General features: G+C 64.4%; 19 protein-coding genes. 13 read left to right on the forward strand and 6 right to left on the reverse strand.

From position 1 onward, the window contains the following. Positions 1-286 precede the first annotated feature (286 nt). Positions 287-2,707: a phosphoenolpyruvate synthase gene (ppsA, locus tag OJB03_RS09570; protein WP_263786802.1), complete on the forward strand. Its 2,421-nt coding sequence runs from the start codon at positions 287-289 to the stop codon at positions 2,705-2,707. A 26-nt stretch (positions 2,708-2,733) separates the two neighbouring features. On the opposite strand, the gene OJB03_RS09575 is transcribed toward ppsA, so the two are convergent. Further along, positions 2,734-4,347, reverse strand: coding sequence for a Na+/H+ antiporter NhaC family protein (locus tag OJB03_RS09575; RefSeq protein WP_263786804.1), 1,614 nt, complete (start codon positions 4,345-4,347; stop codon positions 2,734-2,736). 110 nt (positions 4,348-4,457) lie between these two features. Next, complete coding sequence (locus OJB03_RS09580; protein WP_263786806.1) at positions 4,458-4,778, reverse strand: hypothetical protein; 321 nt, start codon at positions 4,776-4,778, stop codon at positions 4,458-4,460. A gap of 134 nt (positions 4,779-4,912) precedes the next feature. Here OJB03_RS09580 and OJB03_RS09585 point away from each other — a divergent pair, with 134 nt between their 5' ends. The 5 genes from OJB03_RS09585 to OJB03_RS09605 all read left to right on the forward strand — a co-directional run bounded on the left by OJB03_RS09585 (position 4,913) and on the right by OJB03_RS09605 (position 10,005). Further along, on the forward strand, positions 4,913-5,914 hold the full coding sequence (locus OJB03_RS09585; RefSeq protein ID WP_263786808.1) for a D-alanine--D-alanine ligase family protein: 1,002 nt from the start codon (positions 4,913-4,915) through the stop codon (positions 5,912-5,914). Positions 5,915-6,016: 102 nt separating this feature from the next. Continuing rightward, entirely contained in the window at positions 6,017-7,219 is a 1,203-nt protein-coding gene (locus tag OJB03_RS09590; RefSeq protein ID WP_263786810.1) for a KamA family radical SAM protein, read from the forward strand. A gap of 100 nt (positions 7,220-7,319) precedes the next feature. Then, positions 7,320-8,735 (forward strand): GGDEF domain-containing protein, encoded by a 1,416-nt coding sequence (locus OJB03_RS09595; protein WP_263786812.1) that lies wholly within the window; start codon positions 7,320-7,322, stop codon positions 8,733-8,735. Between the two features lie 82 nt (positions 8,736-8,817). Further along, on the forward strand, positions 8,818-9,210 hold the full coding sequence (locus OJB03_RS09600; protein ID WP_263786814.1) for an Mth938-like domain-containing protein: 393 nt from the start codon (positions 8,818-8,820) through the stop codon (positions 9,208-9,210). Between the two features lie 18 nt (positions 9,211-9,228). Then, positions 9,229-10,005, forward strand: coding sequence for a 4'-phosphopantetheinyl transferase family protein (locus tag OJB03_RS09605; RefSeq protein ID WP_263786818.1), 777 nt, complete (start codon positions 9,229-9,231; stop codon positions 10,003-10,005). 15 nt (positions 10,006-10,020) lie between these two features. Here OJB03_RS09605 and OJB03_RS09610 read toward each other — a convergent pair whose 3' ends face one another. Then, entirely contained in the window at positions 10,021-11,241 is a 1,221-nt protein-coding gene (locus OJB03_RS09610; RefSeq protein WP_263786820.1) for an amidohydrolase family protein, read from the reverse strand. Between the two features lie 61 nt (positions 11,242-11,302). Continuing rightward, positions 11,303-12,595 (reverse strand): amidohydrolase family protein, encoded by a 1,293-nt coding sequence (locus OJB03_RS09615; protein WP_263786822.1) that lies wholly within the window; start codon positions 12,593-12,595, stop codon positions 11,303-11,305. A 365-nt stretch (positions 12,596-12,960) separates the two neighbouring features. Here OJB03_RS09615 and OJB03_RS09620 point away from each other — a divergent pair, with 365 nt between their 5' ends. From OJB03_RS09620 to OJB03_RS09635, 4 genes are all read left to right on the forward strand, one after another. Beyond that, positions 12,961-15,768, forward strand: coding sequence for an SLBB domain-containing protein (locus OJB03_RS09620; protein WP_263786824.1), 2,808 nt, complete (start codon positions 12,961-12,963; stop codon positions 15,766-15,768). A gap of 126 nt (positions 15,769-15,894) precedes the next feature. After that, a complete protein-coding gene (locus OJB03_RS09625) occupies positions 15,895-17,061 on the forward strand; it encodes a GNVR domain-containing protein (protein WP_263786826.1) in 1,167 nt (388 codons plus the stop codon). 286 nt (positions 17,062-17,347) lie between these two features. Further along, positions 17,348-18,586 carry a DUF1972 domain-containing protein gene (locus tag OJB03_RS09630; RefSeq protein WP_263786828.1) on the forward strand — a complete coding sequence of 413 codons (1,239 nt, stop codon included), beginning with the start codon at positions 17,348-17,350 and terminating at the stop codon, positions 18,584-18,586. 290 nt (positions 18,587-18,876) lie between these two features. Continuing rightward, positions 18,877-19,911, forward strand: a complete 1,035-nt coding sequence (locus OJB03_RS09635) for a hypothetical protein (protein ID WP_263786830.1) — start codon at positions 18,877-18,879, stop codon at positions 19,909-19,911. A gap of 25 nt (positions 19,912-19,936) precedes the next feature. On the opposite strand, the gene OJB03_RS09640 is transcribed toward OJB03_RS09635, so the two are convergent. Together OJB03_RS09640 and OJB03_RS09645 are read right to left on the reverse strand one after the other, a co-directional pair. Continuing rightward, positions 19,937-21,043 (reverse strand): glycosyltransferase, encoded by a 1,107-nt coding sequence (locus OJB03_RS09640; protein ID WP_263786833.1) that lies wholly within the window; start codon positions 21,041-21,043, stop codon positions 19,937-19,939. A 128-nt stretch (positions 21,044-21,171) separates the two neighbouring features. Beyond that, entirely contained in the window at positions 21,172-22,275 is a 1,104-nt protein-coding gene (locus OJB03_RS09645; RefSeq protein WP_263786835.1) for a glycosyltransferase, read from the reverse strand. Positions 22,276-22,325: 50 nt separating this feature from the next. Between OJB03_RS09645 and OJB03_RS09650 the strand changes: the two genes are divergently transcribed. From OJB03_RS09650 to OJB03_RS09660, 3 genes are read left to right on the forward strand one after another with little or no spacing between them, the layout of a single operon-like run. Further along, positions 22,326-23,672: a hypothetical protein gene (locus OJB03_RS09650; protein ID WP_263786837.1), complete on the forward strand. Its 1,347-nt coding sequence runs from the start codon at positions 22,326-22,328 to the stop codon at positions 23,670-23,672. Between the two features lie 46 nt (positions 23,673-23,718). After that, complete coding sequence (locus OJB03_RS09655; RefSeq protein ID WP_263786839.1) at positions 23,719-24,924, forward strand: glycosyltransferase family 4 protein; 1,206 nt, start codon at positions 23,719-23,721, stop codon at positions 24,922-24,924. Positions 24,925-24,946: 22 nt separating this feature from the next. After that, positions 24,947-25,942: a sulfotransferase family protein gene (locus tag OJB03_RS09660; RefSeq protein ID WP_263786841.1), complete on the forward strand. Its 996-nt coding sequence runs from the start codon at positions 24,947-24,949 to the stop codon at positions 25,940-25,942. Positions 25,943-25,988: the final 46 nt, after the last annotated feature.

Consider the following 25,988-nt stretch of genomic DNA (forward strand, 5'->3'; position numbering starts at 1 on the left):
GCTTCATGTGTGTCTTTCCCGCTGGGTTCGTGGCAGCCACTGTCCTTCAAGGGGCACTCGCATGTTTATCGAATGGTAATCAACTCGACGATCCTGTCACGCGTTTTGGAAGCGCTTTCAAAAGTGGAGTGTAGGCCCCATATTGGGTTTAGCTATCGCTATTCTATAGAGTAGCCTGTCGGCACTCTGCAAGTGGAACTCGGTAGGATTTAGTACCGACGCGCACATGTTCTCCGAGCAACGCTCCCCTTCGCTCTTCCTGTCAGCAGTCCCCCCTTATTTTCGTATGCCCGACGCTACGACGCCCTCTGCACCCGACGCCGCAACGCCCCCCAAGACAGCGTCCGCGATTCGCTGGTTCGAGACGCTCGACAACGAGGACATTCCCTTGGTCGGTGGGAAGAATGCCTCTCTCGGCGAGATGATTGGGGCCCTGAAGGACTCTGGCATTCGCGTCCCCGACGGATTTGCGACGACCGCCGATACCTACCGGCGCTTTTTAGAGGCCAACGACCTCACGGAGCACATCCAGGCGGAGCTTGAGGCCTGGGCCGCAGGCGAGAAGCCCCTGAACGAGACGGGCACGGCCATCCGTACCCGAATCCGGCAGGGCTCTTTTCCGGAGGACGTGGCAGAGGAGATCCGGGAGGCCTACCGGTCCCTCAGCGCCGCTTACGACACCGACGCCACGGACGTGGCCGTGCGGAGCAGCGCGACGGCCGAGGACCTGCCCGACGCCAGCTTCGCGGGACAGCAGGAGAGCTACCTGGACGTGCGTGGGATCCCCGCCGTCCTCACGGCCTGCAAGCGGTGCTTCGCTTCCCTCTTCACCGACCGCGCCCTGGGCTACCGTGAGAAGCAAGGCTTCGACCACCTCGACGTGGCCCTGTCGGTGGGCATCCAGAAGATGGTGCGGGCCGACAAGTCGGGCGTTCTCTTCACGATCGACACCGAGACGGGCTTTCCCGACACGAGCGTCATCAACGCGGCGTATGGGCTCGGCGAGAGCGTCGTGAAGGGCATCGTCAACCCGGACCAGTATACCGTCTACACTCCCTTCGTGGAGGACGAGACCCTGTCCCCCATTCTGGAGAAGACCAGGGGCGACCAGGCCCAGAAGATCGTGTCTACGGGCGAGGGCGGCACGACCACGATGCCCACCTCCGACGATGAGCAGTCCGGCTTCGTGCTGTCCAACGAGGAGATTCTCGCACTGACCCGGTGGGGGAAAATTATTGAGGAGCACTACGACCGTCCGATGGACGTAGAGTGGGCCCGCGACCGGGACAGTGGCGAGCTGTTCGTGGTGCAGGCCCGGCCCGAGACGGTGCAGTCCCAGCAGGCCGCCGGCACCCTCCGGACGTACCGACTGACGGAGGACGGGTCGCCATTGGTCACGGGCGTCGGCATCGGAAAGTCCATTGTGTCGGGGACGACCCGCGTGCTCGACAGCGTCGACGAGGCCGAGCGGTTCGAGGACGGGGACATTCTCGTCACCGAAATGACGGACCCCGACTGGGGCCCCATTCTGGAACGGGCCGGCGGCGTGGTCACGGACCGGGGAGGGCGGACGTCCCACGCCGCGATCGTGAGCCGCGAACTCGGCATTCCGGCCGTCATCGGCTCGGAGACCGCCACGGAGGCGCTCCGGGACGACCAGACGGTGACCCTGTCGTGCGCCCACAGTGACGCCGGGTACGTCTACGAGGGGCAGCTCGACCACGAGAGCGAGGAGATCGACCTCGACGCGCTTCCGGACCCCGACACCCGGGTCATGCTAAACCTGGCAAGCCCGTCCGCGGCGCTCGATTGGTGGAAGCTTCCCGTGGAGGGGGTTGGACTCGCCCGCATGGAGTACGTCATCAACAACATCATCAAGGTCCACCCGCTGGCGCTGGTGGCGTTCGACGAGGTGGAGGACAAGACCGCACAGCGTCGCATCGAAGACCTCACTCAGGGGTACACCGACAAGGCGGAGTACTTCGTTGACCACCTCTCACGCGGGATCGCCACGATTGCCGCCACCCAGCACCCCCACCCGGTGATCGTGCGCCTCAGCGACTTCAAGACCAACGAGTACGCCGATCTCATTGGCGGGAGCGGCTTTGAGCCGGAGGAGGCAAACCCGATGCTCGGCTGGCGCGGGGCCTCTCGCTACTACAGCGACGCGTACGAGAAGGGCTTCGCGCTGGAGTGCCGGGCCCTCAAGCGCGTCCGCGACGAGATGGGCTTTACAAACGTGGTGGCCATGGTGCCCTTCTGCCGCACGCCAGAGGAGGCCGACCGGGTGCTCGACGTGATGGCCGACCATGGCCTGAAGCGCGGCACGAACGGGTTGGAGGTGTACGTGATGGCCGAGATTCCGGCCAACATCGCCCTGGCCGACAAGTTTGCGGAGCGGTTCGACGGATTCTCCATCGGCACGAACGACCTGACGCAACTCACGCTGGGCGTGGGGCGGGACGCGGAGCGCCTCACCCACCTGTTCGACGAGCGCAACGCGGCGGTGAAGCGGCGGATTGCGGAGCTCATTGAGGAGGCCCATGCCGCCGGGCGCCCGGTGGGCATCTGCGGGCAGGCCCCCAGCGACTATCCCGAGTTTGCGGAATTCCTGGTCGAGGCCGGCATCGACTCGATCTCCGTCACCCCCGACAGTGTCCCCAACGTCCTCCGGCACGTTGCCCAGGCGGAGGCCCGAACGTCGTAGCCGGATGCCTCTCGCGTCCGCCCCGTCTACACGAAGAGCACGACCAGGACCGTGTAGAGGACAATGGCCATCCCGCCGGCGACCGACGCGAGCGGGAGCTGCGTGTTTACGTGGTCCATCAGGTCCGATCCGGTGGCCAGCGACGACAGGACCGTGGTGTCCGAGATGGGCGAGCACTGGTCGCCGTAGACGCTGCCCCCCACGACCGCCCCGAAGCAGAGCGTGATGAAGAACGGATCCTGCGACACGCTCCACGCCAGCGGCAGGGCCACCGGAAAGACCACCGCGTAGGTGCCCCACGACGTGCCGGTCGAGAAGGCGATGATGAGGCAAAGGACCACCAGCAGGCCCGGCAGCACGGCGGGCGGGATGGCCTCGCCGACGGTGGCCACCACGTACTCGGCCGTGCCCACGGCGTCGGCCACCTCCTTCAGTGAGACGGCCAGTGCGAGAATGATCGCGCCGATGGTGACGCCCTTGCAGCCGTCGATGAACCCGTCGATTGCCTCCTGGAACTCCATGCCCTTGAACAGCGCGAGGGCCATGCCTGCCAGCACCGCCAGCACGAACGCCTCCGCAATGAGCAGGGTTGGGTCCTCGGTGTTGCCGAGGTAAAAGTAGGTGTACAGGTACGGCAGGATGGCAACCGCCAGCAGCGTCCCGATGGGCCCGACAAAGTCGACCAGACTAGGAGTGTAGTCGTCCGGGATGTTCATCTCCGTGAGTTCCCGGGCGGTGAGTGGGGTGGCGTCGTCCCGGTCGAGCTTGCCTGTGGTGCGCGCCCGCTCGGTGGCCTCCCGCATCTTTTTGCTGGGCACCCAGGGCAGCACCTCCCAGGCGAAGAGAAGCGTTAGGGCCACCGCGAAGAGGGCGTAGAAGTTGGCCCAGATCGACGAGAAGAAAAACGCAATTCCCTCCTGGGACGTCTCGATGAGCGGGATGGTGCCCGCCACGAGCCCGCCCACGTAGATCGGCCACACGTTGAACGGGATGAGGGTGGCGGCGGGGGAGGCCGTCGAGTCGACCACGTACGACAGCTCCTCGTGCGATACGTCATGCTGATCCCCGATGGGACGGGCCGTGGCCCCGGTCAGCACCGTGGAGATGGTGCCGCCCTGGTGGAAAAGGAGGCCCATGAGCCAGGTAAAGAACTTGGCCGTCCGCGGACCGCGCACCATCTTCTCGCCCGCCCATTCCGCAAAGCGGACCGCCCCGCCCGTTCGTGTCCACAGCCCAATGAGCCCCCCCAGCGCCCAGAGGTACACCAGTAGGATGAGCGCAAAGTCTTCGGTGCCGATGGCCGGCAGCAGAAAGGCATCGATGATGTTGACCTGCCCCGCGATGATGCCCCCGGCCGCAATCCCGATGAAGAGGGCGCTCACGACCTCCTGCAGCCAAAAGGCCAGCACGATGGCGATGAGCGGGGGCAGCACCGACCAGAAGCCATAGTGGCCGTCGGTCTTGGGGATGTCGCCGGCCACGTAGACCGCCGCCCCGAGGCCGCCCAGGACCAGTGCCGCGACAATCCATCGTCGCCACCGCGACACCTCGTCGCCCGTCTCGTCCGGAGCATCCGGGGGGGCGGACCCCGAATCCTGAACATCAGTGATTGAAGCGTCGGGCTCGGCGGGGTCGGACATGAACGGTGGGCAGGGTTATTGGCGTCGCGTCGCAGTCCCCAAATAAGGCATCGACGGACACGGACGCCAACTGCCCGATGCCGCGAAGGTGGCAGCCTGGATGCTTAGATTCAGCGGAGCGGTTCGTTGGGGGATTCGGCCCCGTTGCCGTCAATCAGCCCCCCAAGGTCCCGCATCACCTCTTCAACAACCGACTGAGCTTCGGGCTCGGCACGCTCCAGTGCCTCCACCGCCACCGCAGTTCCCTCGTCTCTGCCTCGTGGCTCCAGTACCACGAGGGCCGCGTGGCACGGGCCACCGCCCGATTCGCCCGCCCCACCCATTGGACTGACGGTGGCCACCCGCCAGCCCGTTTCGAGTTGACGGTTTAGCTGCTTGAGCCCTTCGTGCCCTTCGGGACCTGTGCGCACAATGAGCGCCTTCTGCATCATGGTTGTGGTGCTTGCACGCTGAAAATCATGGAGTTCAGATGAACGCCACGGGAGGGGAGTTGTTGAGGGTCCCCTTGGCTAGTATCGTGCGCAGAGCGTATCTCTTCAACCTTCTTAGCACGACCCACGAGACAATGCGCATCGGTCTCCTCTACGACACCTTCGACGCCTATCCGTGGACCGACGACGACCCACCGGACGCCGACGCCGAGTACGAGCCCGAAGAGACGGTCGACACCCTCGCGGCCGCCGTGGAGCACCTCGGGCACGTCCCCGTTCGCATCGGCACCGCGGTTGACCTGCGCGATCAACTCGGTGGGGGGCTGTCGCTCGACGCCGCAATCAACATCACAGAAGGGGCGCACAGCCGCAACCGGGAGGCCTATGCACCAGTTCTGCTGGAGATGGCCGGCATCCCCTGCCTCGGCTCCGACGCCCTCACCCTCTCGGTAACGCTGGACAAGGCCTGGACGAAGGACCTCGTTTCGGCGGCTGACGTCCCTACCCCCCCACATCGAGTCTATGATGCGCCCGAAGCGGTCGACGCCGAGGACCTTCCGGGCGCTTTTCCGCTGTTCGTAAAGCCGCGCTACGAGGGCACGTCGAAGGGCATCACGCCCGAAAGCAAGGTCGAGGACGTAGCGGCCCTGCGGCGTGCGGTGGACCGGATCACGACGACGTACGACCAGGACGCCGTGGCGGAGGAATTCGTGGCGGGGGGCGGCGAGTTCACGGTGGCCGTCGTGGGGCACGACCCGCCCGAGGCGCTGCCCGTTCTTCAACGCGGGGTGGAGCCCACGACGGGCCTCGGCCTGCACGCCCTGGAGCACCGCGGCGCCCCCACCGCCGACCGGGACTGGGACTATGAATTACGCGGCACACTCGACACCGCCCTCGAAGATCGCCTGCAGGCCCTCGGCCGGAGGGCCTTTGACACGCTCGATTGCCGCGACTTCGCCCGCGCTGACTTCCGGGTCGACGGCGATGGAGCCCCCTGGTTTCTCGAAATCAATCCACTCCCGACGTTCAAGCCCGACGACACCTTCGCGATCGTCGCTGAGCTTATGGGCTGTGATTACGTAGACTACCTCGCCGACGTGTTTGGGCAGGGGCTGCGGCGACTGGGGCTTGCGTAGCCCTGCCTGTTTCTGCGCCTTCTCACCGGACGGACGCAACGTTCCGTCTGTGGGTCTCGTGCAAGGCCCCATAGAGCGCTTTCCACCGAGAACGCCCCCCCGATGGCTCCCTCTGACCCACGCCCCAGCCCCGACCACCCAAAGTGGACCGACTGGCGCTGGCAGATGCAAAACCGCATCCACAGTGCCGAGGCCCTTCGGAAGTGGATTCGCCCGACAGACGACGAGCGTGCGGCCATCGAGCGGGCCGGGGACGCCTTTCGGTGGAACGTGACCCCGTACTACGCCCACCTGATGGCCCCCGACGACCCGTCGTGCCCGGTACGGCGCCAGGCCGTGCCCACGATGGACGAGTTCGGGGCCGACATCGTCGACGAGCTCGACCCCCTCGACGAAACCGGGCACGAGCCCGTCAAAAACCTCATCCACAACTATGAGGACCGGGTGGCCTTCTGCGTCACCGCCGAGTGCGCCATCTACTGCCGGTACTGCCTGCGCAAGCGCATGGTCGGCGACGCCGAGTACTTCATGCGGACCGACGAGCACCAGGCGGCCATCGACTACATCGCCGCCCACGACGAAATTCGCGACGTGCTGCTCACGGGCGGCGACCCGCTTACGTTCAACGAGGCAAACCTGGAGTGGCTTCTCAGCAGACTACGGGCGATCGACCACGTGGAGCTCATCCGCTTCGGGTCCCGCATGCCGGTAAAGCTTCCGTACCGTATCACCGAGGAGCTCTGCGACCTGTTGGCCCAGTACCACCCGCTCTGGATCAACACCCACTTTAACCACCCGAAGGAGCTCACCGACGATGCCGCCGCGGCCATCGCCCGGCTCAAGGACGCCGGCATTCCCGTGGGCAACCAGACCGTGCTCTTGCGGGGGGTCAACGACGACCCCGATACGATGAAAGCCCTCAATGAGGGCCTCGTCCGCATGCGGGTGCGTCCCTACTACCTCTACCAGGCGCAGATTATCGGCGGCACCGGCCACCTGCGCACGCCCATCGAGGTGGGCATGCACATCATGCGGCAGCTTCGGGGACGGACGTCTGGGTTTGCCATTCCAGACTACGTTCTCGACACGCCCCACGGCAAAGTGCCCCTCAACCGCAGCTACGTGAAGGGACGGGCGGGCAACCACGTGCTCATGGAGAGCTACGACGGCACGCTCTGGGCCGAGCCGAATCCGGTCCCGAAGGGCCACGACCTCCCGGTTCGGCTCCCCCCGGTCGACCTGCCCCCCGACGTTGACACCATCCCGACGAACGACTCGCTAGGCACACGCACCGCGAGCGCGTAGTGCGAATCGGCGTTCATTCTGTTGACATTACCGGTGGGTCGGGATACCTTCAATTACCTATCTATTTCCGCTCGCCAAGGGAATTTCGTCCCGTCCCCGAATGGTCCGCTTCCTGCTCGTGCTTCTGGCCGTCCTCGTCGTCGGGCTTGCCGTCCTGTTCGGCCGTCCGTGGCTCTACGTCGCGACGGGCCTGATCCTCGTCGGCGGCCTCGGGGGGTTGGGCTGGTGGCTCTGGACCACGTATCAGCAGGACCAATCGCCCCCGGAGCGCCCCGGTCCCAAGCCCAATCCCGACGACTCGTCGCTCGACGACTTTGGGATCATGGACATCCAGCCGGAAGGATCGGGGCCCGGCGCGTCGGACGCCCTCCCTGACGACACGGCCGAGCGCAGTCCAGACCGGGCGCCCTCGAACACGGCCGTCCCCGCCGAAACGGATGCGTCGTCCGAAAATACTCCGGCGTCCACGGATACGCCCCGGCCTTCGTCCTCGACGTCCTCTCCGGCACAGGAGGCGACGGATGGACAAGCGGATTCCGTGCTTGCGCCCCTGCTAGAGGCCGCACGCATGGCCCTCGACGCCCAGACGGTCGGTCTCCTGGTCCAGGAAGACGTGGCGCTAACCTACCGCATTGAGGCCCTCGCCAGCCGCCACCCCTCCGTTCGGGAGAGCGGCTCGTTCGACACCCAGACCCCCCTTCTCACCGCCACGATGTCGCGGGAGTCGGTCACCTACCGGTCCCTCACCGGGGCCGAGGTGGCGGTCGAAGACCTGGGCTACTACGACGATCCGCCGACGGTGGATCACCTGGCCCTTGCCCCCGTGGCTCAGCCGGACGCCTCCTCCACGACCTTTCTGGTGGCGGATGCCCCCTCGGACACCGACCTGGGGTCGTCCCGGGCCCGCACCGTGCTGTCCCACTTTGCCGACACCGTGGCCCTCCTGCTCGACGTGGGTCGGTCGCCCGATGGGCCGGAGCCGGAGCCCTCTCCCGACAGCGCCCACGAGGTCGACGACGCCGACATGCCGTCTCCAAGCGCGAACGGCACGGTCGAGGCGGACACTGAGGCGGAGGACGCCCCGGAGGAGTCCCCCCGTCCCCGCCGCGAACTGATCGCGGAGGAGATGGAGACTGCCCGATCCTCGTCGGAGCCGCTCGCCCTGGCCCTCGTCCATCTCAACCGGGCCGAGTCTATCGCTCGTCAGGGCGAGGAAGCCGTTGCCTCCGCCGAGCGCCTGTTTCAGGCCCGCCTGGAACAAAAGGCCCCCAACCACCGGGTCGAGCGCTTCGGCGAGCTCACGTACGGCGTCTTCTTTCGGGCCGGGCCCGACACCATCGAGCCCTGGATCGCGGACTTTGAAGCCGCCATGGCGCAGGAACAGGGCCAGCTCGAGGGCGGCGCGAGTGTCGGCGTGGCCATGTGGACCGACGAGACCCCAGAGGCACTCCGGACCGCCGCCACGGAGGCCCTGCGGGAGGCATACGAGACGGGCACCTGCACGATTGTGACGTAACTGGGCATGAACCCGCCTCCCTGAAGCGGCGTTTCAAGGGAGAGGGTCCTTCGTCACTTCCGCTACGTACTCTTTCGTCGCCATGCAAGAGACCGACTCGTCGCCGCGCATCACGCACGTGTCGTGGGGCCGCCTGGAAGTCGAGCCCGCGTCCGACGACGGTGCCCAGTCGTTCAAGGACGCCAAGCTGTATCCGGGCGGGGCACGCACATGGGACTGGAACGAAACCGGCACGTCACACACGCCGGGCATTCAGCCCGCCGACGTGGAGGAGCTGCTGGAGCATGGGGCCTCGGTCGTAGTTTTGTCCCAGGGCATGAACAAACGTCTCCAGGTACAAACGGAGACCCTTGATCGGCTCGACGACGCGGGCGTGGACACCCACGTGCTGCCGACCGACCAGGCCGTGGAGCGGTACAACAAACTGCAGGCCGCCGACGAGGCCGTTGCGGGCCTCTTTCATTCGACCTGCTAGCATCTCCGGCGCACCGATATGCACCTACCCGCCCCCACATGGACGTCGTCGTGGCCGGCGGGACGCCCGGTCAGCGTCTGGCGGCTTCGCCTGAACGCCCTCGGCGGCGATCCGGAGGAGGTGCTGCGCCCGCTCACTGTTCCGTCCGAGCAGGAGCGGGCCCGTCGATTTGCGTTCGCCGCGGACCGGCATCGCCACCTCGCCGGCCGCGCCCTGGTTCGTCTCGTGGCGTCTCGCCGCTACGACTGCACGCCAGACTCGTTCACGCTCACGGAGGGCCCGCACGGCAAGCCCAGGCTGCAGGACCCACCGGGCGATGCCCCGCGTCTTCACTTCAACGTCGGCCACACCGGCACCGTGGTCGTGGTGGCCTTCAGCCGGCGTCAGCCCATTGGGATCGACGTGGAGCCCCGAGCCCGGACGGTCGATGCTCCCTCGCTCGCGGGGCGGGTCCTCACCGCCTTGGAACGGGACCGGTGGCAGTCCCGACCCGCGCCTCACCGACAGGCGGCCTTTCTGCACGTGTGGACGTGCAAGGAAGCATTTCTCAAGGCAACGGGCGAGGGCCTGCACCGCGCCCCGAAGACAATCGAGTCCATCGTCGACGGCTCCACGGTCGTGGCACTCCGCGACGCGTCGGACGCCCCGGACACACCTCCTTCCGCAAACGAATGGGCCGTTCGCCCCTTCTCGGCAGCGGACGGCGTCATCGGGGCAATCGTGCGGAAGGGCGAGGTGCCCACCCCACTCTCCTGGGTCGACGCGACGGACCTCTTGTCTCGCGTCGGTGGGTAGCGCGCCGGGTCCCACCTATTTGCACTCGTCACTCACGACCTCTCCCCCGCTCAGGACGGTGCAGACGTGCGTGGTGTACTCGAAGGGATCGCCGTCGAAGAGGGCCAGGTCGGCGCGCTGCCCCGGGGCCAGAGTCCCAACGGATTCCAGTTCGAGGATTTCGGCCGCCTCACTGGTGATGCTGGCCAGGGCCGCCTCGCGGGGCAGGCCGTGGGCCATGGCGATGGCCGCCTCGTAGAGCGCAATGCGGGTCTTGGGCACGTAGGGCTCCCAACCGGTCTGAATGGCAACAGGGATGCCCGCGTCGTGCAGAGCGGCCGCCGTCGTGAAGGCCGCGTTCTGCGTGGTGCCCGAGGGCCGGGCCATGGTCGGGTGCAGAATGACGGGAACATCGGCCTCCGCGATCTCCTCGGTCATCAGGTAGGCCTCCGCCGCACCGTCCAGAATCATCTCAAACCCAAACTCTTCCTGGAGCCGGAGGGCGGTCTGGATGTCGTGGGCCCGGTGGGCGGTAATCAGGGCCGGCACCTCCCCCCGGAGCACATCCTGCAACACATTCTGCCCCAAATCTTCTCCAGTCGCCTCTCCCCCACTCATCGCGGCCTGCGCGTCGTGCAGGGCCTGTCGGAGCATCGAGACCCCCTTTGCGCGGGTCCCGGGACGCTCGAACCGGGCCTGCGCGTCGGGCCCCAGCGTGAAGGCGACCGTGGTGATCGAGTCGCGCAGGGAGGCCTCCACCGTCTCGCCGGCGGTCGAGAACGTGGCCGTCTGCCCACTGATGAGGGCGCCCGGCGCGTGGCCGGTGTGGACGGTGGTGAACCCCAGCTGCTGGACGAAGGACACGAGCTGCTCTCGCGGGTTGTACGCGTCGAGGGCGCGGAGCGCAGGCTGCATGGGCTCCGAGGTGTCGAGCTGGTCCTGATCGGCGGAGACGTTGTAGATTCCCGACAGGCCCACCGTGCCCCGCGGGTCGATTAGGCCCGGGGTCACGACGGACGCCTCGTGCACCTCGGCGGACGCCGGGACCTCCACCTCCGACGCGGGCCCGACGGCCTCAATCGTTTCGTTCTCGATGAGCACCACCCCATCCTCGATGGGCGCGCCCGTCATGGTGTAGAGGGTATCGGCGCGCACGGCCCGCTGCGACTGAGCGGAGGCCGGCGACAAGCCGCCCCCCAACAAGAGCACGGCGAAAAGAAATGAGAGACACTGAGGGCGAAGGAGCGGAGTCGACATGGCAGAACGGTCAGTTGAGAGACGGAAGCAGACGGACAGGAGTGCGGGTACGAAGCAGGCGTTACTCGTGGACGTGCTGAGCCGCGCCGTCGTAAACCCGGTACCCGCCGGTGGCAAACTCGCGATCCTCGGGGTCGGACCGGTCGAAGACCGGCGTGCCCTCCACCCAGGTCTGCTCGATCTTCGTGTACACACTGAGCGGATCGCCAGACAGGACGATGAAGTCTGCATCCTTCCCCGCTTCGAGCGATCCCACCTCGTCCTCCAATCCGAGCATGCGCGCACCCGCCAGGGTGACCGATTCGAGCGCCGCGTCCCGCGACATTCCCGCGCGCACCCCAAAGGCCGGGGACCGCAGGAACAGCCGGGAGTCCGTGATGGGATCGTCGGTGTGGTAGGCCACGTCCACGCCCGCCTCTTCGAGCACGCGCCCCGTGCGGTACACGAGTTCATCGGCTTCGTGCTTGCCGCCCGGCGAGTCGAGCACGATGATGGAGGCCGGGACGTCGGCCTCGGCAATCTCGTCGGCCACCTTCCATCCTTCACTGACGTGGTGAAGCACAAGGTCGAAGCCAAACTCTTCACTCAGCCGGATGGCCGTAAGAATGTCGTCGTGCCGGTGCGTGTGGAAGTGCACGGCGCGCCGCCCCTCCAACACATCGATCAGGCCCTCCATGCGGAGGTTGCGGTCCGGGGCCTCCGACGGATCGTCGGCCTGCTCTTTCTTACGCCGGTACTCCTGCGCCGCCACGAACTGCTCTCGGACCATGGCCGCGGCCCGGGCTCGAGTGCCCGGGAAGGGTCCGTTTGCCCGCTGGGGGTTTGTGCCGTTGGCCATCTTCATGCCACCGCAGTCCTCCACCGGACGCTCTTCACAGGCGGAGAGGTCGCGAACCGTCCCCCCCTCGCGCAGCTTGAGGTAGGTGGTCTGCCCGCTCATCAGGTGGCCGGACCCCGAGATCAGCTGCACGGTCGTAATGCCACCGGCCCGGGCTCGGTTCATCGACGGGTGGCGCACGTTGATGGCATCGATGGTGCGGGCGTCCGGATGCATCGCCGCGGACCCGTCCCCGCCGCCTACCTCCCCAATGTGAGAGTGCGTGTCCACGAGGCCGGGCATGATTTCCTTCCCCGCCACGTCGTGCTCCACCGCGTCGGTCGGCACGTCGACCGACCCAGCCGGCCCGACGGCCTGAATCGTGCCCCCTTCCACCACCAAGACGCCCTGCTCGATGGGCTCGCCGCTAATCGGGTAGAGGGTGGCGTTTCGGAAGACGTGGGGCTGATCCTGGGCCTGGGCGGGCGCGCAGAGGCACAGTCCCGCGAGGCTTAGGATGAGAAGGGCAGTCCGCATGGGAAGGAGAAGAAAATTCGGAAAGGGCAAGTGGCACTGGCTCCATAGAACGTAGGATGTGCCCTTCACACTCGCAAACGATCCAAAGACCGCATGACACTCTGGGGAGAAGAGCACGGCTTGGCCCTTCCTGCACCCTTTTTTGGCATCTTCTCGTGACAATGCCCCCAAAAAAAGCCTCGGGCGCTTGAGATGGATTTGGGGAAAGGGACTGCCAATAGTGACGATAACGGCCAGCCCCATTTCGCTTTCGTCCGGCATTCGTTTGTCCCGTGCTCACCTCGGCAGCATGGGTCGTGAGGAAGCACGTTGCACCTCGGGCTCGGTGTGTTGCGTAGCGACCCTGCCCTGAAGCGTTGAATCCTGTGATCGATCGTTCCACCGATTCGGTGTCTCTCGCCTCTTCTATGTTCTCGGTCCTCGGGTGGGGGGGTCTAGTCGTTCTCCTCCTGGTGGCAGGCGTCGGGGGAACCCCCACGCACGCTCAGCAGCAAGAGGTTCCCGACTCCATCCGGAATGACCTGGAGGCCCGCAACCTGTCCCCCGACCAGGCGCGGCGGCGGGCGCAGCAACTCGGCCTCGACCTGTCCGCCCCTGCACAGGCCGCCGACGAGGCCCGACGCCGCGGCATCCCCGAGGCCCGTGTCCGGGCGCTGCTGCGGGCGGCACGGGCGGCCTCCACGATGGACACCACCGCACGGTCGCTCTCTGCATCAGACGTGGCCGCGACGGGCGCCGCTCCGCCCGACACCACACCGCCGGCCTCGAAGCCGCTCGCCCCGGACACCACGGCGGACGGCGACCAGCCCAGCGGCCTTTCCTATTTCGGCTACAACACCTTCGATAGTGTCCCGGACGCCTTCGCGCCCTCGCCCTCGGGCCCCGTCGACGACAGCTACGTGGTGGGCCCTGGGGACGAGTTGCGCCTCGTGGTGTGGGGCGCCCCGGAGTTTCAGTACGACCTTACCGTCGACCGCCAGGGACGCGTCTTCGTGCCGGACCACGGCCAGTTCACGGCCGCGGGCCAGACGATCGAGGCGCTCCGGGCCGACATGAAACAGTGGCTCTCCCAGCAACACTCGGGGCTTACGGAAGACCCCCCGACGGTCTTCATGGACCTGTCGGTCACGCGCCTGCGCCCCCTCAAAGTTTTCGTACTCGGCGAGGTGGCCCAGCCCGGCGGCTACACGGTCAGTGCCACGGCGACGGCCTTCAACGCCCTCTACAGCGTGGGCGGGCCGCTGCGGCGCGGGTCCCTGCGCCGGATTCAGGTCATTCGGGACGGATCGGTGGCCGACACGGTCGACCTGTACGACTATCTGGCCGAGGGGGGCCAGCCAACCCCTGTCAACCTGCAGGGCGGCGACTACATTCGGGTGCCGGTCCGCGGCAAGACCGTCGCGGTTACGGGGGCCGTCGGCCGCCCCGCCTACTACGAGATGGCCGATGGCGAGACCGTTCGGGATCTGATTGAGTACGCGGGGGGCGTGGAGCCGGACGCGTACGGGGCTGACTTTGAGGTGCGCCGGCTGATCCCCCCAGGCAAGCGCGAGGACCCGGGGGCATCGGTCCCCCGAAGGGACCTCAACTTCTCCCTCGACGCCGTGCTCAACGGCGACGCGACCGTCCCGCTGTCCGACGCCGACCGGGTCCGCATCCGGGCCGTGCCCACCCGCGACGACCCCGCCGCGGCAAGCAACGTGGCCTCCGCGGCCGTGGCCGGCGCCGTGTACCAGCCTGGCACCTACGCGCTCGGGGACAGCGTGCGCACCGTGCGCGACCTCCTCCGCGCTGCCAACGGGCCGACCGACGCCGCCTACCGACAACAAGCCTCTCTCATTCGCTTCGACGAGAACCTCGACGAGGCCGTCCGCTCCGTCAACATCGACAGCGTCCTGGCCGGGGTGCCCCGAGCCAACCTGCCGCTCGTGCCCGGCGACAGCCTCCACGTCCGCTCCGTCCAGTCGCTCGAAGCGACGCGCACGGTCCGCATTACCGGCCAGGTGCGCAATCCGGGGCCGTACCCCTACCGGAGCAACATGACGGTCCAGGACCTGCTGTTGCGGGGCGGGGGCCTGGCGGACAGCACCTACCTCAGCAACGTGCTGCGCTCCCGGGCCGACCTCTATCGGGAAAGCGACGACGGGCGTTCGGAACGGGTGCGTCCGTTCAACCTCGCCCGCGCCCTCCGCGGCAACGGCCTCGCGGACGAGCCCCTCCGGCCCGGCGACCGGATTCGCGTCTATCCGTTGCGGGCGGAGGTGAACCCGGACAAGTTCGTGGAAATCAGCGGGGCGGTGAAGGAGCCCGGCCGCTACGACTACCAGGAAAACCTGTCGGTGAAGGACGTCATTCTCAAGGCAAACGGCTTTGAGGAGGACGTCTACCTGGACGAGCTTCAGATCGCCCGCCCGAAGGCGGGAGCCCCCGGGATGCGGACCCTGCGGGTATCCCTCGATCGATCGCCGGGCTCGTCGGGGGCCGTGCGCTTCGCGGCGGACGACACGACACACGCGCTGCAGGCGGCGGCGACCGTTCCGGTGCAGCACCGCGACCGCGTGCTCGTCCGCTCGGACCCGGCGTACAGCGATCGGGACTTCGTGACGCTGCGTGGCGAGGTGCGCTTCCCGGGGGAGTACGCCCTGGAAGAACAAGACGAGCCGTTGTCCTCGGTGCTGGAGCGCGCCGGGGGACTCACGCCCGACGGATACCCGGGGGGCGGGCAACTCGTGCGGGACGAGGAGCGGTTTGTCCTCGACCTCCAGCGGGTCCTCCGGGGCGACGAAGACCTTGGGCTGCGGAACGGGGACGAAATCGTCATCCCCACGACGCCCAACAGCGTATCGGTGCGGGGCAACGTGGCACAGGAAGGACGCATCAAGTACCAGCAGGGCGAGGACGTGGACTACTACCTGGAGCGGGCGGGCGGCGTCCGCGACAGCACAAAGAACATCTACCTGACCCAGGCCACCGGCGAAACCCGGAAGGTAGAGTCCGGATGGTTTGCCCGCTCGCCCGCCGTGACCGACGGGGCCGTGATCCGCGTCACCAAAGAGGCCCCGCCCCCGGACGACCAGGACGGCGTGGACATCGGCAAGACCATCCGGGACGTCACCGGCGTCCTCTCCGGCGCACTCACCATCATCGTGCTCGCCACGCGGGCGTTCGACTAGTCCCCGCGGTGGTTCACAGTGCTCTCGTTTCCCATGGGCAGTCCTTCACCACCAGAGCCATCAGGCGACGGGTCCCCCGCTCGCCTTCCTGCGCCGGGACGCGAGGTCGCCCCCCTGGATGTTTTGGTGACATTGGTCCGTGAGCGGGGCCTTTTCGTCCTCGTGGCGGGAGCAGTCGTTCTGGGCGGTCTGACATACGCCGTCGCAAGCCCGAGCCAGTACACGGCGGAGTCGACGGTCGTGCGGGAGGCCGTGGACAAAGATCAGACCCTTCCGGGCAGCCTGCCCTCTCTCCCCGGGCTGGACCTCAGCACGGGCGATGCCGGCGGTTCAGGGCCGCCTCCAAGCTCGTATCCAGATCTTCTCACGAGTCGCGAGGTGCGCCTCGCCGTCGCCCGCGATACGTTTTTCTTTCCGACGACTGGTCGCCACAGCACAGTTGTCGCACACGTCGACCGCCCGGCCAGTCTTGGTCAGCGCCTCCTCAACTACACCGTGTGGTTGCCCTGGACGCTCAAGGAACGGGCCATGCAGGGTCTGGGGAGCGAGACTGTCTCCCCGATCGGTACGCCCGGAGACGAAAACGGACTTATTGTGCCGACGGAGGCGGAGCAGGAGGCCCTCGACATGCTCGCCGAAGCTGTGACCGCCGAGGCACAGGGGGGCGGCTCGCTCGGGGAAACTCGGAGGCTCATGACCATATCCACGACGGCCCCCGGTCCAGGCCTCGCGGCGCGACTCAACGAGAGTTTCGTGGAGCACCTCCGGCGTCGCGTTCGGGCAATTCACGCCCAAAATACCCAGCAGGACCTTCGGTTTGTGCGGACCCGGCTTGCGGACGCCCGCCGCGAGCTGAAGCAGGCCGAAGACAGCCTGTCTCAGTTTCTGGAACAGAACCGGAGTGTTCTCGCCGATGGAGATGTCCCTGCTCTTTCGTTTCGACGCGACCGTCTCCGGCGCCAGGTTCGCTTCAAGGAACAGTTGTATAGCCAGTTGCAGGGGCGGCTCACGGAGACCCGCCTCCGGCTTCAGCGGCGGCAGCCTGTGGTGACGGTGGCTGAGCAGGCGGCCCCCCCACCCACTCCAAGTGCGCCCAACCGCCTCTTGATCGTGTTCATAAGCATCGGGATCGGGCTCGTCGCCGGGGCTGGGGCCGTCTACTTCCGGTCTCTGCGAACGTCCGTGGAGGAGGACGAGGATGGACAGGAAAAGCTGGCAAGAATCCGCCAGGGTCTCACCGTCGCGGGACTTGCTCAAGGCGTGCGCGACGAGATCGGGAAGAGGCGAAATTGATGGTCTCCGGGCGGCGACAACGACCGAGGACTTTTACAACGAGACCGCGCCGGCAATGCCGCAGGACGCCCTCGTTTACCCACAGACCAGAAGGTGCGTACGTATTGCTGGTTCTCTTTCACGATCTGGAGGCCTACTCTCTGTTCGTCCCTCCTCTAATCTATCCCTCCTCTAATTTAAACGACGCAAGCATGTGTACAGCGCACCCGCGCTCGGAGACCTCAAGGGACAACAGTCTTCCAAGAATCAGTCATGATGTCGCCTCCTTCATTATTCGCCGTACGCGATGAGTCAGTTGTTCATTGTCGGAAGCCGAGGCATTCCGGCGGCCTATGGAGGCTTCGAGACGTTCGCCGAGGAACTGTCCACACGCCTCGCTGCCCGTGACCGGACGGTGTACGTCACCTGCGAACAGGTGGTCGAGGACGCCGAGCCGCCCGCCACGTATCAGGGTGTCAAACTCCTCCACGTGACAACGCCCGACCACGCCCTCCGGCCAATCCTTGCCGACCTGATCGCGCTGTGGAAATGCTACCGCCGTGGAGAGCCCGGCGATGTCGTCTATCTTCTAGGCTACGGGGTGGGCCCGTTTGCGTGGCCGCTGCTGAAGGGTCTCCGCGCACAGGGAATAACAATTTGGCTCAACCCAGACGGGGTTGAGTGGCGCCGCTCCCACTGGTCGTGGGGAGCAAAGCTTTACCTTCGCTTTTGTAGCTGGTTTCTGCCTCGTCAGGTCGATAGACTGATCTGTGATTCGGAGGCCATCCAGGACCACCACTCCCAGAACAACGGTGTCGACCCCTCTCATACCGACATGATTGAGTACGGGGCGCCAGTCGTGCACCCGGACAATCTGACCGCGTCGGTGAAGGCACAGCGGGACCAGTACCTCCGCCAGTACGATCTCTCTCTGGACGAGTACTACATCCAGGTGGGACGACTCGTCCCCGAAAACAACCTCGAACTCATGATCCGGGCCGTGTCCGACCCGCAGATTTCCCGACCGCTGTTAATTATTGCAAATCGCGACTCACACAACGGATATCATCAGAGGCTGCGAGCCCTGGCGGAGGAGCACGGTGCCTCTGGACAGATCGTTTTCGGAGGAACCGTCTACGATCAGCCCCTCCTGCGGGCCATCCGAATCGGTGCCCACGCCCATCTGCACGGCCACGAGGTGGGCGGCACCAACCCGGCTCTCGTCGAAGCAATGGGCCTCGGCTCCCTCATTCTCGCCCTCAATACCCGATTCAACAGAGAAGTGCTCGGTCGGGCCGGGCTGTATTTCGGAAAGAGCGTGAAGGACCTCGTCCGAATGCTCCATCTCGCGGACCGACTTTCTGATGCGACCATCCAGAAGCATCAGCAGCGGGCCGTCGAGCGGGTCCGGTCGCATTACAACTGGCCCCGAATCGTCGACGCGTACGAACGCCGCATTTGGGACACCGCCACGCGCCCCGGCTCGGGAGCAGAATCGAAGCCGCCGCGGAATGCCGTTCGGCTCAACGGCCCGGATTGCCGTTGACTCGGGAGGGCCCGTGGATTACGTTTGGAACACCAATTCATCGACGGAAACTGAGGGGTCTGTGGCTTTTGGAGGACGCCCCGGTTCCTGCGCCTCCGGGTAGCCCCTGTCCTGCTTTGCATTCTCTCACGGCATTCCGTCCTCCGCGAGTCCTCCCGTTAGGCTGTTTTTGGGCCTCTCACTTTGGGCCTCTCAAGGGCAGGCCATCGAACATCTTCGTCAATCTGCTTCGTGCGATGCCCCAAGTCACTGCCGCTATCAGGCGACGATGTTTTGTCCCCTCCCCCCTGATGCGTGTGCTCCTGCTCGGGGGGCTCGTGGCGACGATCGGACTCACCACGGCCGGCAGTGCGTCGGCCCAAGTGCAGGCGGACACGACAGCCTCCTGTGCCGACCGGCTGGACACCGCGGAGCAGGCGTACCGCAACCGGAATTTTGGGGAAGCCCTCTCCCTGGCCTCTCAGTGCACCGATCAGGAGGAGGTGGGGGAGGAGACAGCCCTCCGGGCCTACCGGCTCATCACGCTCGCGTCCCTGCGGCAGGGCGCCCTGCTGCAGGCCCGCACCGCCGTCGAAAACATGCTCCAAATCGACCCCGGGTACACGGCCGACCCGGTGAACGACCCGCCCTCCTACGACCTCTTCGTCTCGATGGTGCGGGAGGACACCTCCCCCGAGGCCACGGCGGACGCGCAGCCCGACACGACGAGGGCCGGGGGGAACGAGCCCCCCGAGCCCCCAGAGGCCCGGTCCGCGCCTCGCGCAGGCCGAGGGGTCTTTGTCAAGTTCGGGGGCGGGATTTCAGACTACACCGGCGACTACCCAGCGCAGAACGTGGGCCACCCCCTCGACCTCCAGGAGTTCATTACAGGATCGGGGGCTCCGCTGATGGCATCGGTCGAACTGGGATATCAGGTGTCGCCGGGCTGGGCCGTCGTAGCCGGCTTTCAGGTCGGCAACTACCCCATCGTGGGGTATAAAAAGCCCACGATTAACGACTCGCACCGCTACACGCCACAGCTTTTGATTCGTCACACATTCCGAAACCCCGAGCGAACAGTACGCCCTTACATCGACGTCGGCGGAAACGTGACGTTCGGCGGCGAGCGGTTCACGAGCATGGGCGCCGGCCCGTCCGTGGGTGGGGGGATCAACATTTCACTGGGCCGCACCGCCTCATTTTACATTGAGTCCCGGCTCAACACCACATTCCCAGACGGTGCGATTGACGCCGCCGAGTTTAGCGATACCGGGGTTTGGGGCTCGTTTGATTCTTTGAATCAGCTTCTCGGGGTGGGAATACAGCTCCAATTGTGGGGATCTTGACCGTGATCGGTCCGGGTGAGCGGGGTCACGTGACACTGCTCAGAATGTCCAGATACTGTTCGGTTACTCGGTCCCGTTGGAACCGATTTAGCGCCGATCGCGGAGCCGGGTCAATCTTTCCATCGAGGGCCTCCTCAACCCCCATTGCCAACGCGGATGGATCTTCGACCGGGACAAGCTTCCCATGTTTTCCCCCTTCGAGAATCTCGGCCGGGCCGCTCGGACAGTCTGTCGAAACCACCGGCGTACCGCAGGACATCGCTTCGATGAGCACATTTCCAAGTCCTTCGGATTTCGACGATAGCACAAAGACGGACGCTTTCGACATGTATTTCAGCGGATTCGAGACAAACCCCGGCATCCAGACCTGATCGCTCACTCCGAGATGCTCCGCCTGCTGCTCAAGGGCTCGACGTTCCGACCCTTCGCCGAAAATGACGAGGCGAGCGCGACGACTTTTTCTCACCTTAGCGAAGGCTTCGAGGAGGACCGAGAATCCCTTCTCCTCAACCAGCCGCCCTACACCAAGAACTACGGGAGTGCCTGAATTCTGAAACCAGGAGTGTTCGACATCCCGGTTAGCATGCCCGAGCGTTTCCATACTAACCACCGGGTTGTATACAACATCAAACTTCTCTCGTCGCATGTGGAGCCTTTCAGAAACCCTGTCAGCAACCCCCTCAGAGACAGCGACCGCCCGATCTGCAAGTAAATAGGTCGCCTTTGTAATGTGTGTGAGCCCCCAATCCGGAAGCATGGACCTGGATCCAGCAATCGGGGAGACGTTGTGCTCGGATATCACAATCGGGGTGAACCCTCCAGTGATCACTTTGGCGAGTAGAGCAACACGATTGGGATAGGGAGCAGCTGAAAGAAGGACAGAAGTATGATGATGCCGTAGGTACGTAGCGAGGGAGGGGACACTCTCGACGAGGCCATTCGCCCTCAAGTTGAAGACCCGACAATCAGAGGGAAGGCTGCCTAGCAACTCTCCCTTCTTCTTCAGAAGTACAATGTCCGTATCTATTCCCCGGTTCAGAAATCCTTGGGCCAGGGCGACCATCACATGTTCTATACCACCGCCGACCAAGCTTCCCCAAAAGAGTGAAACTCGGGAGGGCCTTTCGCACATGATCACCAGCCATTCTTGATACGAGGCTCAGTTAAAAACCGGAGCAGAGGCACTCTCCTTCCCCAACGAGTTCAATCCGGTTTAGCTCATCTGATAGGCCTTGAGAATCAAGACTCAGCTCACCAAAACTACTCGACACTACTCAAAATATCGAGATACTGATCCGCCACCTGGTCTCTTCGAAACCGATCCAGCGCCGATTGGGGAGCGGGGTCAATGTCTCCGTCGAGGGCCTCCTCGATCGCCGCTGCCATCGCGTGTGGATCTTCGACCGGTACGAGCCGGCCGTGCTCTCCCCCTTCCAGGATTTCAGATGGACCGCTCAGGCAGTCCGTAGATACGACCGGTGTACCGCAGGCCATCGCTTCAACAAGCACATTGCCGAGTCCTTCCCACCGTGACGATAACACGAATACGGAGGCTCTAGACATGTACCTCAGTGGGTTCGATACAAATCCCGGCATCCAGACGTGATCGCTCACACCGAGGGCATCGGCCCGTCGTTCAAGGACTGTCCGCTTTTTGCCTTCGCCAAGAATGACGAGTCGAGCCCGATGGGTTCTCACCACTTCGGCGAACGCTCGGAGAAGGGTGGAAAAATTCTTCTGTTCGGCGAGTCTCCCAACTCCGAGAATCAAGGGAATACCACCATCCGAGAACCAAGGATGTTCGACGGTCTCCTCCGCACGTTCGAAGGTGTCCGGCCCAATCACAGGATTGTAGACCACCTCGAACTCTTTTCTGTTGAACCCCAGTGACCGACAAATGTCCTCAGCAACCCCCTTCGACACCGCAATCATGCGGTCCGCAAGCGGGTAGGTCCACTTCGTGAGTTGGTCGATGACCCAGTCGGGAAGACTGGAATTGGAAGTGGAAACCGACAGGGTGTTGCGTTCTGAAATCACGATCGGAGTGGAAGTCCGAGCGATCGTGCGTGCTAACACAGCAATCCGGTTCGTATAGCCTGCAGAAAGTAACACAGAGGGGCGTCGCTGGCGCAAGTATTGAGCCAATGCGGGTGGCCCCGTGATGATTTGTGAGGCTTCTAGGTCAAAAACTCGCGCTCCCGCCGGGACGTTGTTGACGAGTTCGCCCTTTTTTTCCATCAGGACGACATCCACTTCGATTCTACGTTCCAAAAATTCTTCGGTGAGGGCCAGCATCATATGCTCTATACCGCCACCTCCGAGCGTCCCCCAAAATAATGCAACTCGAGAAAGCTTGCTGCTCACAAAACTTTATGGTTGTCTAAGAAGGACTTCTCAGTTTAGACCTGAAGGACATGAGAAAGGTCGCACTACGGATCGTCTATTTTTTGACAGTATATCTCCCGCTAGAGGATTTTCTCCTCAAGTGGATCCCTGTTCCGTACCCGATTTACCTGGGACTTCGACAGGCATCCGACGCCCTCGTCCTGATTCTTGCCGGGATGGTGCTTGGCATGCGGTTTCGAGCCACTCGTCGATTCCGGATCGTCGGACGGGGAGCGGATTTTTGCCTCGTAGCCTTCGTTGGTCTGGCGTTGTGCACGGTGGCTTTACGCGAGGGGAATCTGCTGTACACCGTTTTAAATCTCAAAGCCCTCTTGCGATACGTCCTGCTGGTCTACGCGCTCTTGAATCTGAGTCTCCGTCGGGCCGAGGTTTACGTGCTACTTCGGCTTATGTACGTGTCTCTGGGAATTCAATTCATCGTCTCGATGATCCAGATCGCTGGGCCTGTCAGTATAGACCAGTTTTTCTTTCCTAGAGTTCAGGGCACAGAAGTTGCCGGCGTGGAACTCGGTTCCACAGCGTATCGGGAATCAGAAAAAGGGTATATCTCCGGCACGATGACCAACAACATTTCCTATGGGGGATTTCTCCTCGTTGGCCTGGCCACATACGTCACTCGCTACATCCGTGATCGACGAACGCTCCTCTACTGGGGAGCTGTGGCCGTTTTCCTGTTTCTTGCGTACATGTCTGGCTCCCGGGCCGTCACGTTTGCGGTCGTCCTCCTGGTGGCTACCGATCACTATCTCAGTGGAGAGGCGGGTCAATTCCTGAAGGTGAGCACCCTCACATTTTTGCCCTTTGTGCCTCTGGTTCTTCTTATGGGAGTCAACCTTTCGGGCCTTCACATATTTGAGGTGTTCTCGGCAGAGTACCTCCGCGTTGCGATGGAACAGCGGCTAGGGATTGTGCTGAATGTCCTCCCACAGTTTCTCACCGATTTGAGCGTCGCCGATGTTCTCTTCGGCTTAAGTCCCGACCGGACAATCCTTAGACGGTTCGTAGCCGATGTTACGGAACTTCCCGCAGTCCTCATCGGCAATGTAGCGGTGATCGAGGATGTCTACTGGGTGGCGCTCCCCGTGTACTACGGGCTCGCCGGTCTCGGGCTCTTTGTCGGATTCTTTGCCCTAGTCGCCCGTGAAGTCTACCGCATTGCCCAAAAGGGAAAAGAGCTACTAGAACGACGGCTGGCCCGCATTGCACTGTTGCTGCTCGTGGTGGCGGTGCCGCTGAATCTCATCGGGCAGTACTTTGAAACGCGTCAGTTTTCCTTCTACCTCTGGCTGTTCGTGGGCGTGAGCCTATCCTACACCTACACGAGGATCGTGACGGATCAGCGGGCGTCTTCATGACTTTGCAAAGGGGTAGGCGTCGTCCTACTTCATGCTTATAAGCGCAATGCGCATTCTGAACGCCGGGCACCACCATCACGTCCAGGGCGGCTCGGATCGAGTGATGCTCCGGCTCGGCGAACTGCTGGAGGCGCAGGGGCACACGGTCGTCCCCTTCGCCTCGCAGCATCCGGAGAACCGCCCGTCGAGGTGGGAGGACTACTTCCCAAAGAGAGTCGATACGAAAGACCCGTCCCTGGGCGACGCGGCACGCTTCGTGTATTCGCCAGAGGCGAGACGACAGATGGCACGCCTCCTCGACGACGCCGGCCCGCTCGACCTCGCACACCTGCACATTTACTACGGACAGCTGACCGCGTCTATCCTCAAGCCCCTCGTTGAGGCCGATGTCCCCATCGTGCAAACCCTGCACGAGTACAAGTTGACGTGTCCGGTCCACTCTCACCGGTCACAGGGAGAGATTTGCGAGGCGTGTGCGGGCCACGCGTTCTGGCGGGCATTGCCCCGACGGTGCAACGAGGGGTCCCTGGCCCGCACGGCCCTGAGCGTGCTGGAGGCGTCGGTCTCTCGGGCGCTCGGAGATGCCCACCACGTCGACCACTTCATCGCGGTGAGTGATTTTCTGCGCGAGAAGATGATCGAGCACGACGTGGCCGCCCCGGAAACCATCACGACGGTCCACAACTTCGTCGATCCGGATCGCATCGAACCGTCGCGGGGGCGCGGCGAGCATATATTATACTTCGGGCGGATTGCCCCAGAGAAGGGCCTCCGCACACTCATTGACGCGGCGGCGCCCCTCACCGACCTGCCGGTCCGGATTGCTGGGACGGGCAAGCAGCGGGAGGCGCTGGAGGCGGAGGTGGCCCGTCGCGGTCTCGACCACATTCAGTTCGTTGGGTTCCAGAACGGAGAAGAGCTGTGGGACTTGGTCCGGCGGAGCATCTGCACAGTGCTACCATCTGAGGTATACGACACTTGTCCCCTGACTGTACTAGAGTCCTTTGCATGTGGATGCCCGGCTATAGGGGCCGACATTGGAGGCATTCCAGAGCTGATCGACGATAGGGTGGACGGTCAGCTGTTTCCATCCGGCGACGAGGAGGCCCTTCGCGAGGCCCTCGTGTGGATGCAGACGCATCGCGGTAAAGCCGTGGAGATGGGGCGCCAGGGGCGGACAAAGGTCGAAGAACATTTTTCGCCGGAGCAGCACTACCGGCAGGTGCGCGAGGTGTACGCCGAGGTTTTGTGAACGGCCGCTCATCGTCCCAGCTATGATCGCTCAGCTTGACGCCGACTACGTTTGGGCCCGCCCGGCGAAAGCACTCTCGCGGCTCGTCAGCTACGCGCTGTTTGAGGGACGGCCGGTCACGACGCGGGGCCGGTGGATCAATCCCCTGGTGTTTGCCCAGCTCGCCGCGACTAAAAAGATCCCTCAGCTGAAATCGGTGCATCAGCCCATCTTCATCGTCGGCACCGGGCGGAGCGGGACGACGATTCTCGGAAAGGTCCTTTCGCTGCACCGGGACGTCGGGTTTGTAAACGAGCCGAAGGCGCTCTGGCACGCCATCTATCCCCACGAGGACGTCATTGGAAACTATGATCGCGGACCAGCCACCTACCGGCTCGGCGTCCACGATGCCGATGAGGCGGTCGTCCGCCGGGCCCACCGGTTGTTTGGGGCGTACCTGACGGCCGTCGGGGCGTCGCGGGTGCTCGACAAGTATCCGGAGCTGATCTTTCGCATTCCGTTCGTGCGGTCGATCTTTCCGGACGCGCAGTTTCTCTTTGTCGTCCGAAACGGGTGGGACACGATTCGCTCTGTTGAGGCGTGGTCGGAGCGGCACGGGACGCAGGGCGACGGGGAGCAGCACGACTGGTGGGGCGTTGACGACCGCAAGTGGCGCCTCCTCGTGGAGCAGGTGGCCCCGACCCATCCAGCCCTACAGGTTCGGCGGGAAGAACTGCTCGGCCTCGACCGTCACGTGGACCGGGCCGCGCTGGAGTGGGTCCTCGCGATGGACGAGGGGATGGTGTACGAAGAAAAATACCCCGACGCCGTCACGCGCGTTCGCTACGAGGACCTCGTGTCCACGCCCCGGGAGACCGTCCATCGAGTATTTGACCGCTGTCACCTTTCGGGAGACGACACCGCCCTCTCGTATGCACAGCAAACGATACGCGCCACCTCGTCTAAAGAAGCTGTCGACCTAAATGGGCGTGTAGCCCCGGTCTTCCACAAGAAAATGGAGGCGCTCGGGTACGCGTGACGGAGTTTTCTCTCTCCGATTCTTCTAGCAGAACCGTCCGGCATCG

The organism is Salinibacter grassmerensis (assembly GCF_947077765.1).
Lineage (GTDB): Bacteria > Bacteroidota > Rhodothermia > Rhodothermales > Salinibacteraceae > Salinibacter > Salinibacter grassmerensis.

Excerpts from the sequence above, each read along its gene's own strand:
- ppsA (WP_263786802.1), top strand. The coding sequence starts at position 287 with ATGCCCGACGCTACGACGCCCTCTGCACCCGACGCCGCAACGCCCCCC.
- OJB03_RS09575 (WP_263786804.1), bottom strand. The coding sequence starts at position 4,347 with ATGTCCGACCCCGCCGAGCCCGACGCTTCAATCACTGATGTTCAGGAT.
- OJB03_RS09580 (WP_263786806.1), bottom strand. The coding sequence starts at position 4,778 with ATGATGCAGAAGGCGCTCATTGTGCGCACAGGTCCCGAAGGGCACGAA.
- OJB03_RS09585 (WP_263786808.1), top strand. The coding sequence starts at position 4,913 with ATGCGCATCGGTCTCCTCTACGACACCTTCGACGCCTATCCGTGGACC.
- OJB03_RS09590 (WP_263786810.1), top strand. The coding sequence starts at position 6,017 with ATGGCTCCCTCTGACCCACGCCCCAGCCCCGACCACCCAAAGTGGACC.
- OJB03_RS09595 (WP_263786812.1), top strand. The coding sequence starts at position 7,320 with ATGGTCCGCTTCCTGCTCGTGCTTCTGGCCGTCCTCGTCGTCGGGCTT.
- OJB03_RS09600 (WP_263786814.1), top strand. The coding sequence starts at position 8,818 with ATGCAAGAGACCGACTCGTCGCCGCGCATCACGCACGTGTCGTGGGGC.
- OJB03_RS09605 (WP_263786818.1), top strand. The coding sequence starts at position 9,229 with ATGCACCTACCCGCCCCCACATGGACGTCGTCGTGGCCGGCGGGACGC.
- OJB03_RS09610 (WP_263786820.1), bottom strand. The coding sequence starts at position 11,241 with ATGTCGACTCCGCTCCTTCGCCCTCAGTGTCTCTCATTTCTTTTCGCC.
- OJB03_RS09615 (WP_263786822.1), bottom strand. The coding sequence starts at position 12,595 with ATGCGGACTGCCCTTCTCATCCTAAGCCTCGCGGGACTGTGCCTCTGC.
- OJB03_RS09630 (WP_263786828.1), top strand. The coding sequence starts at position 17,348 with ATGAGTCAGTTGTTCATTGTCGGAAGCCGAGGCATTCCGGCGGCCTAT.
- OJB03_RS09635 (WP_263786830.1), top strand. The coding sequence starts at position 18,877 with ATGCGTGTGCTCCTGCTCGGGGGGCTCGTGGCGACGATCGGACTCACC.
- OJB03_RS09640 (WP_263786833.1), bottom strand. The coding sequence starts at position 21,043 with ATGTGCGAAAGGCCCTCCCGAGTTTCACTCTTTTGGGGAAGCTTGGTC.
- OJB03_RS09650 (WP_263786837.1), top strand. The coding sequence starts at position 22,326 with ATGAGAAAGGTCGCACTACGGATCGTCTATTTTTTGACAGTATATCTC.
- OJB03_RS09655 (WP_263786839.1), top strand. The coding sequence starts at position 23,719 with ATGCGCATTCTGAACGCCGGGCACCACCATCACGTCCAGGGCGGCTCG.
- OJB03_RS09660 (WP_263786841.1), top strand. The coding sequence starts at position 24,947 with ATGATCGCTCAGCTTGACGCCGACTACGTTTGGGCCCGCCCGGCGAAA.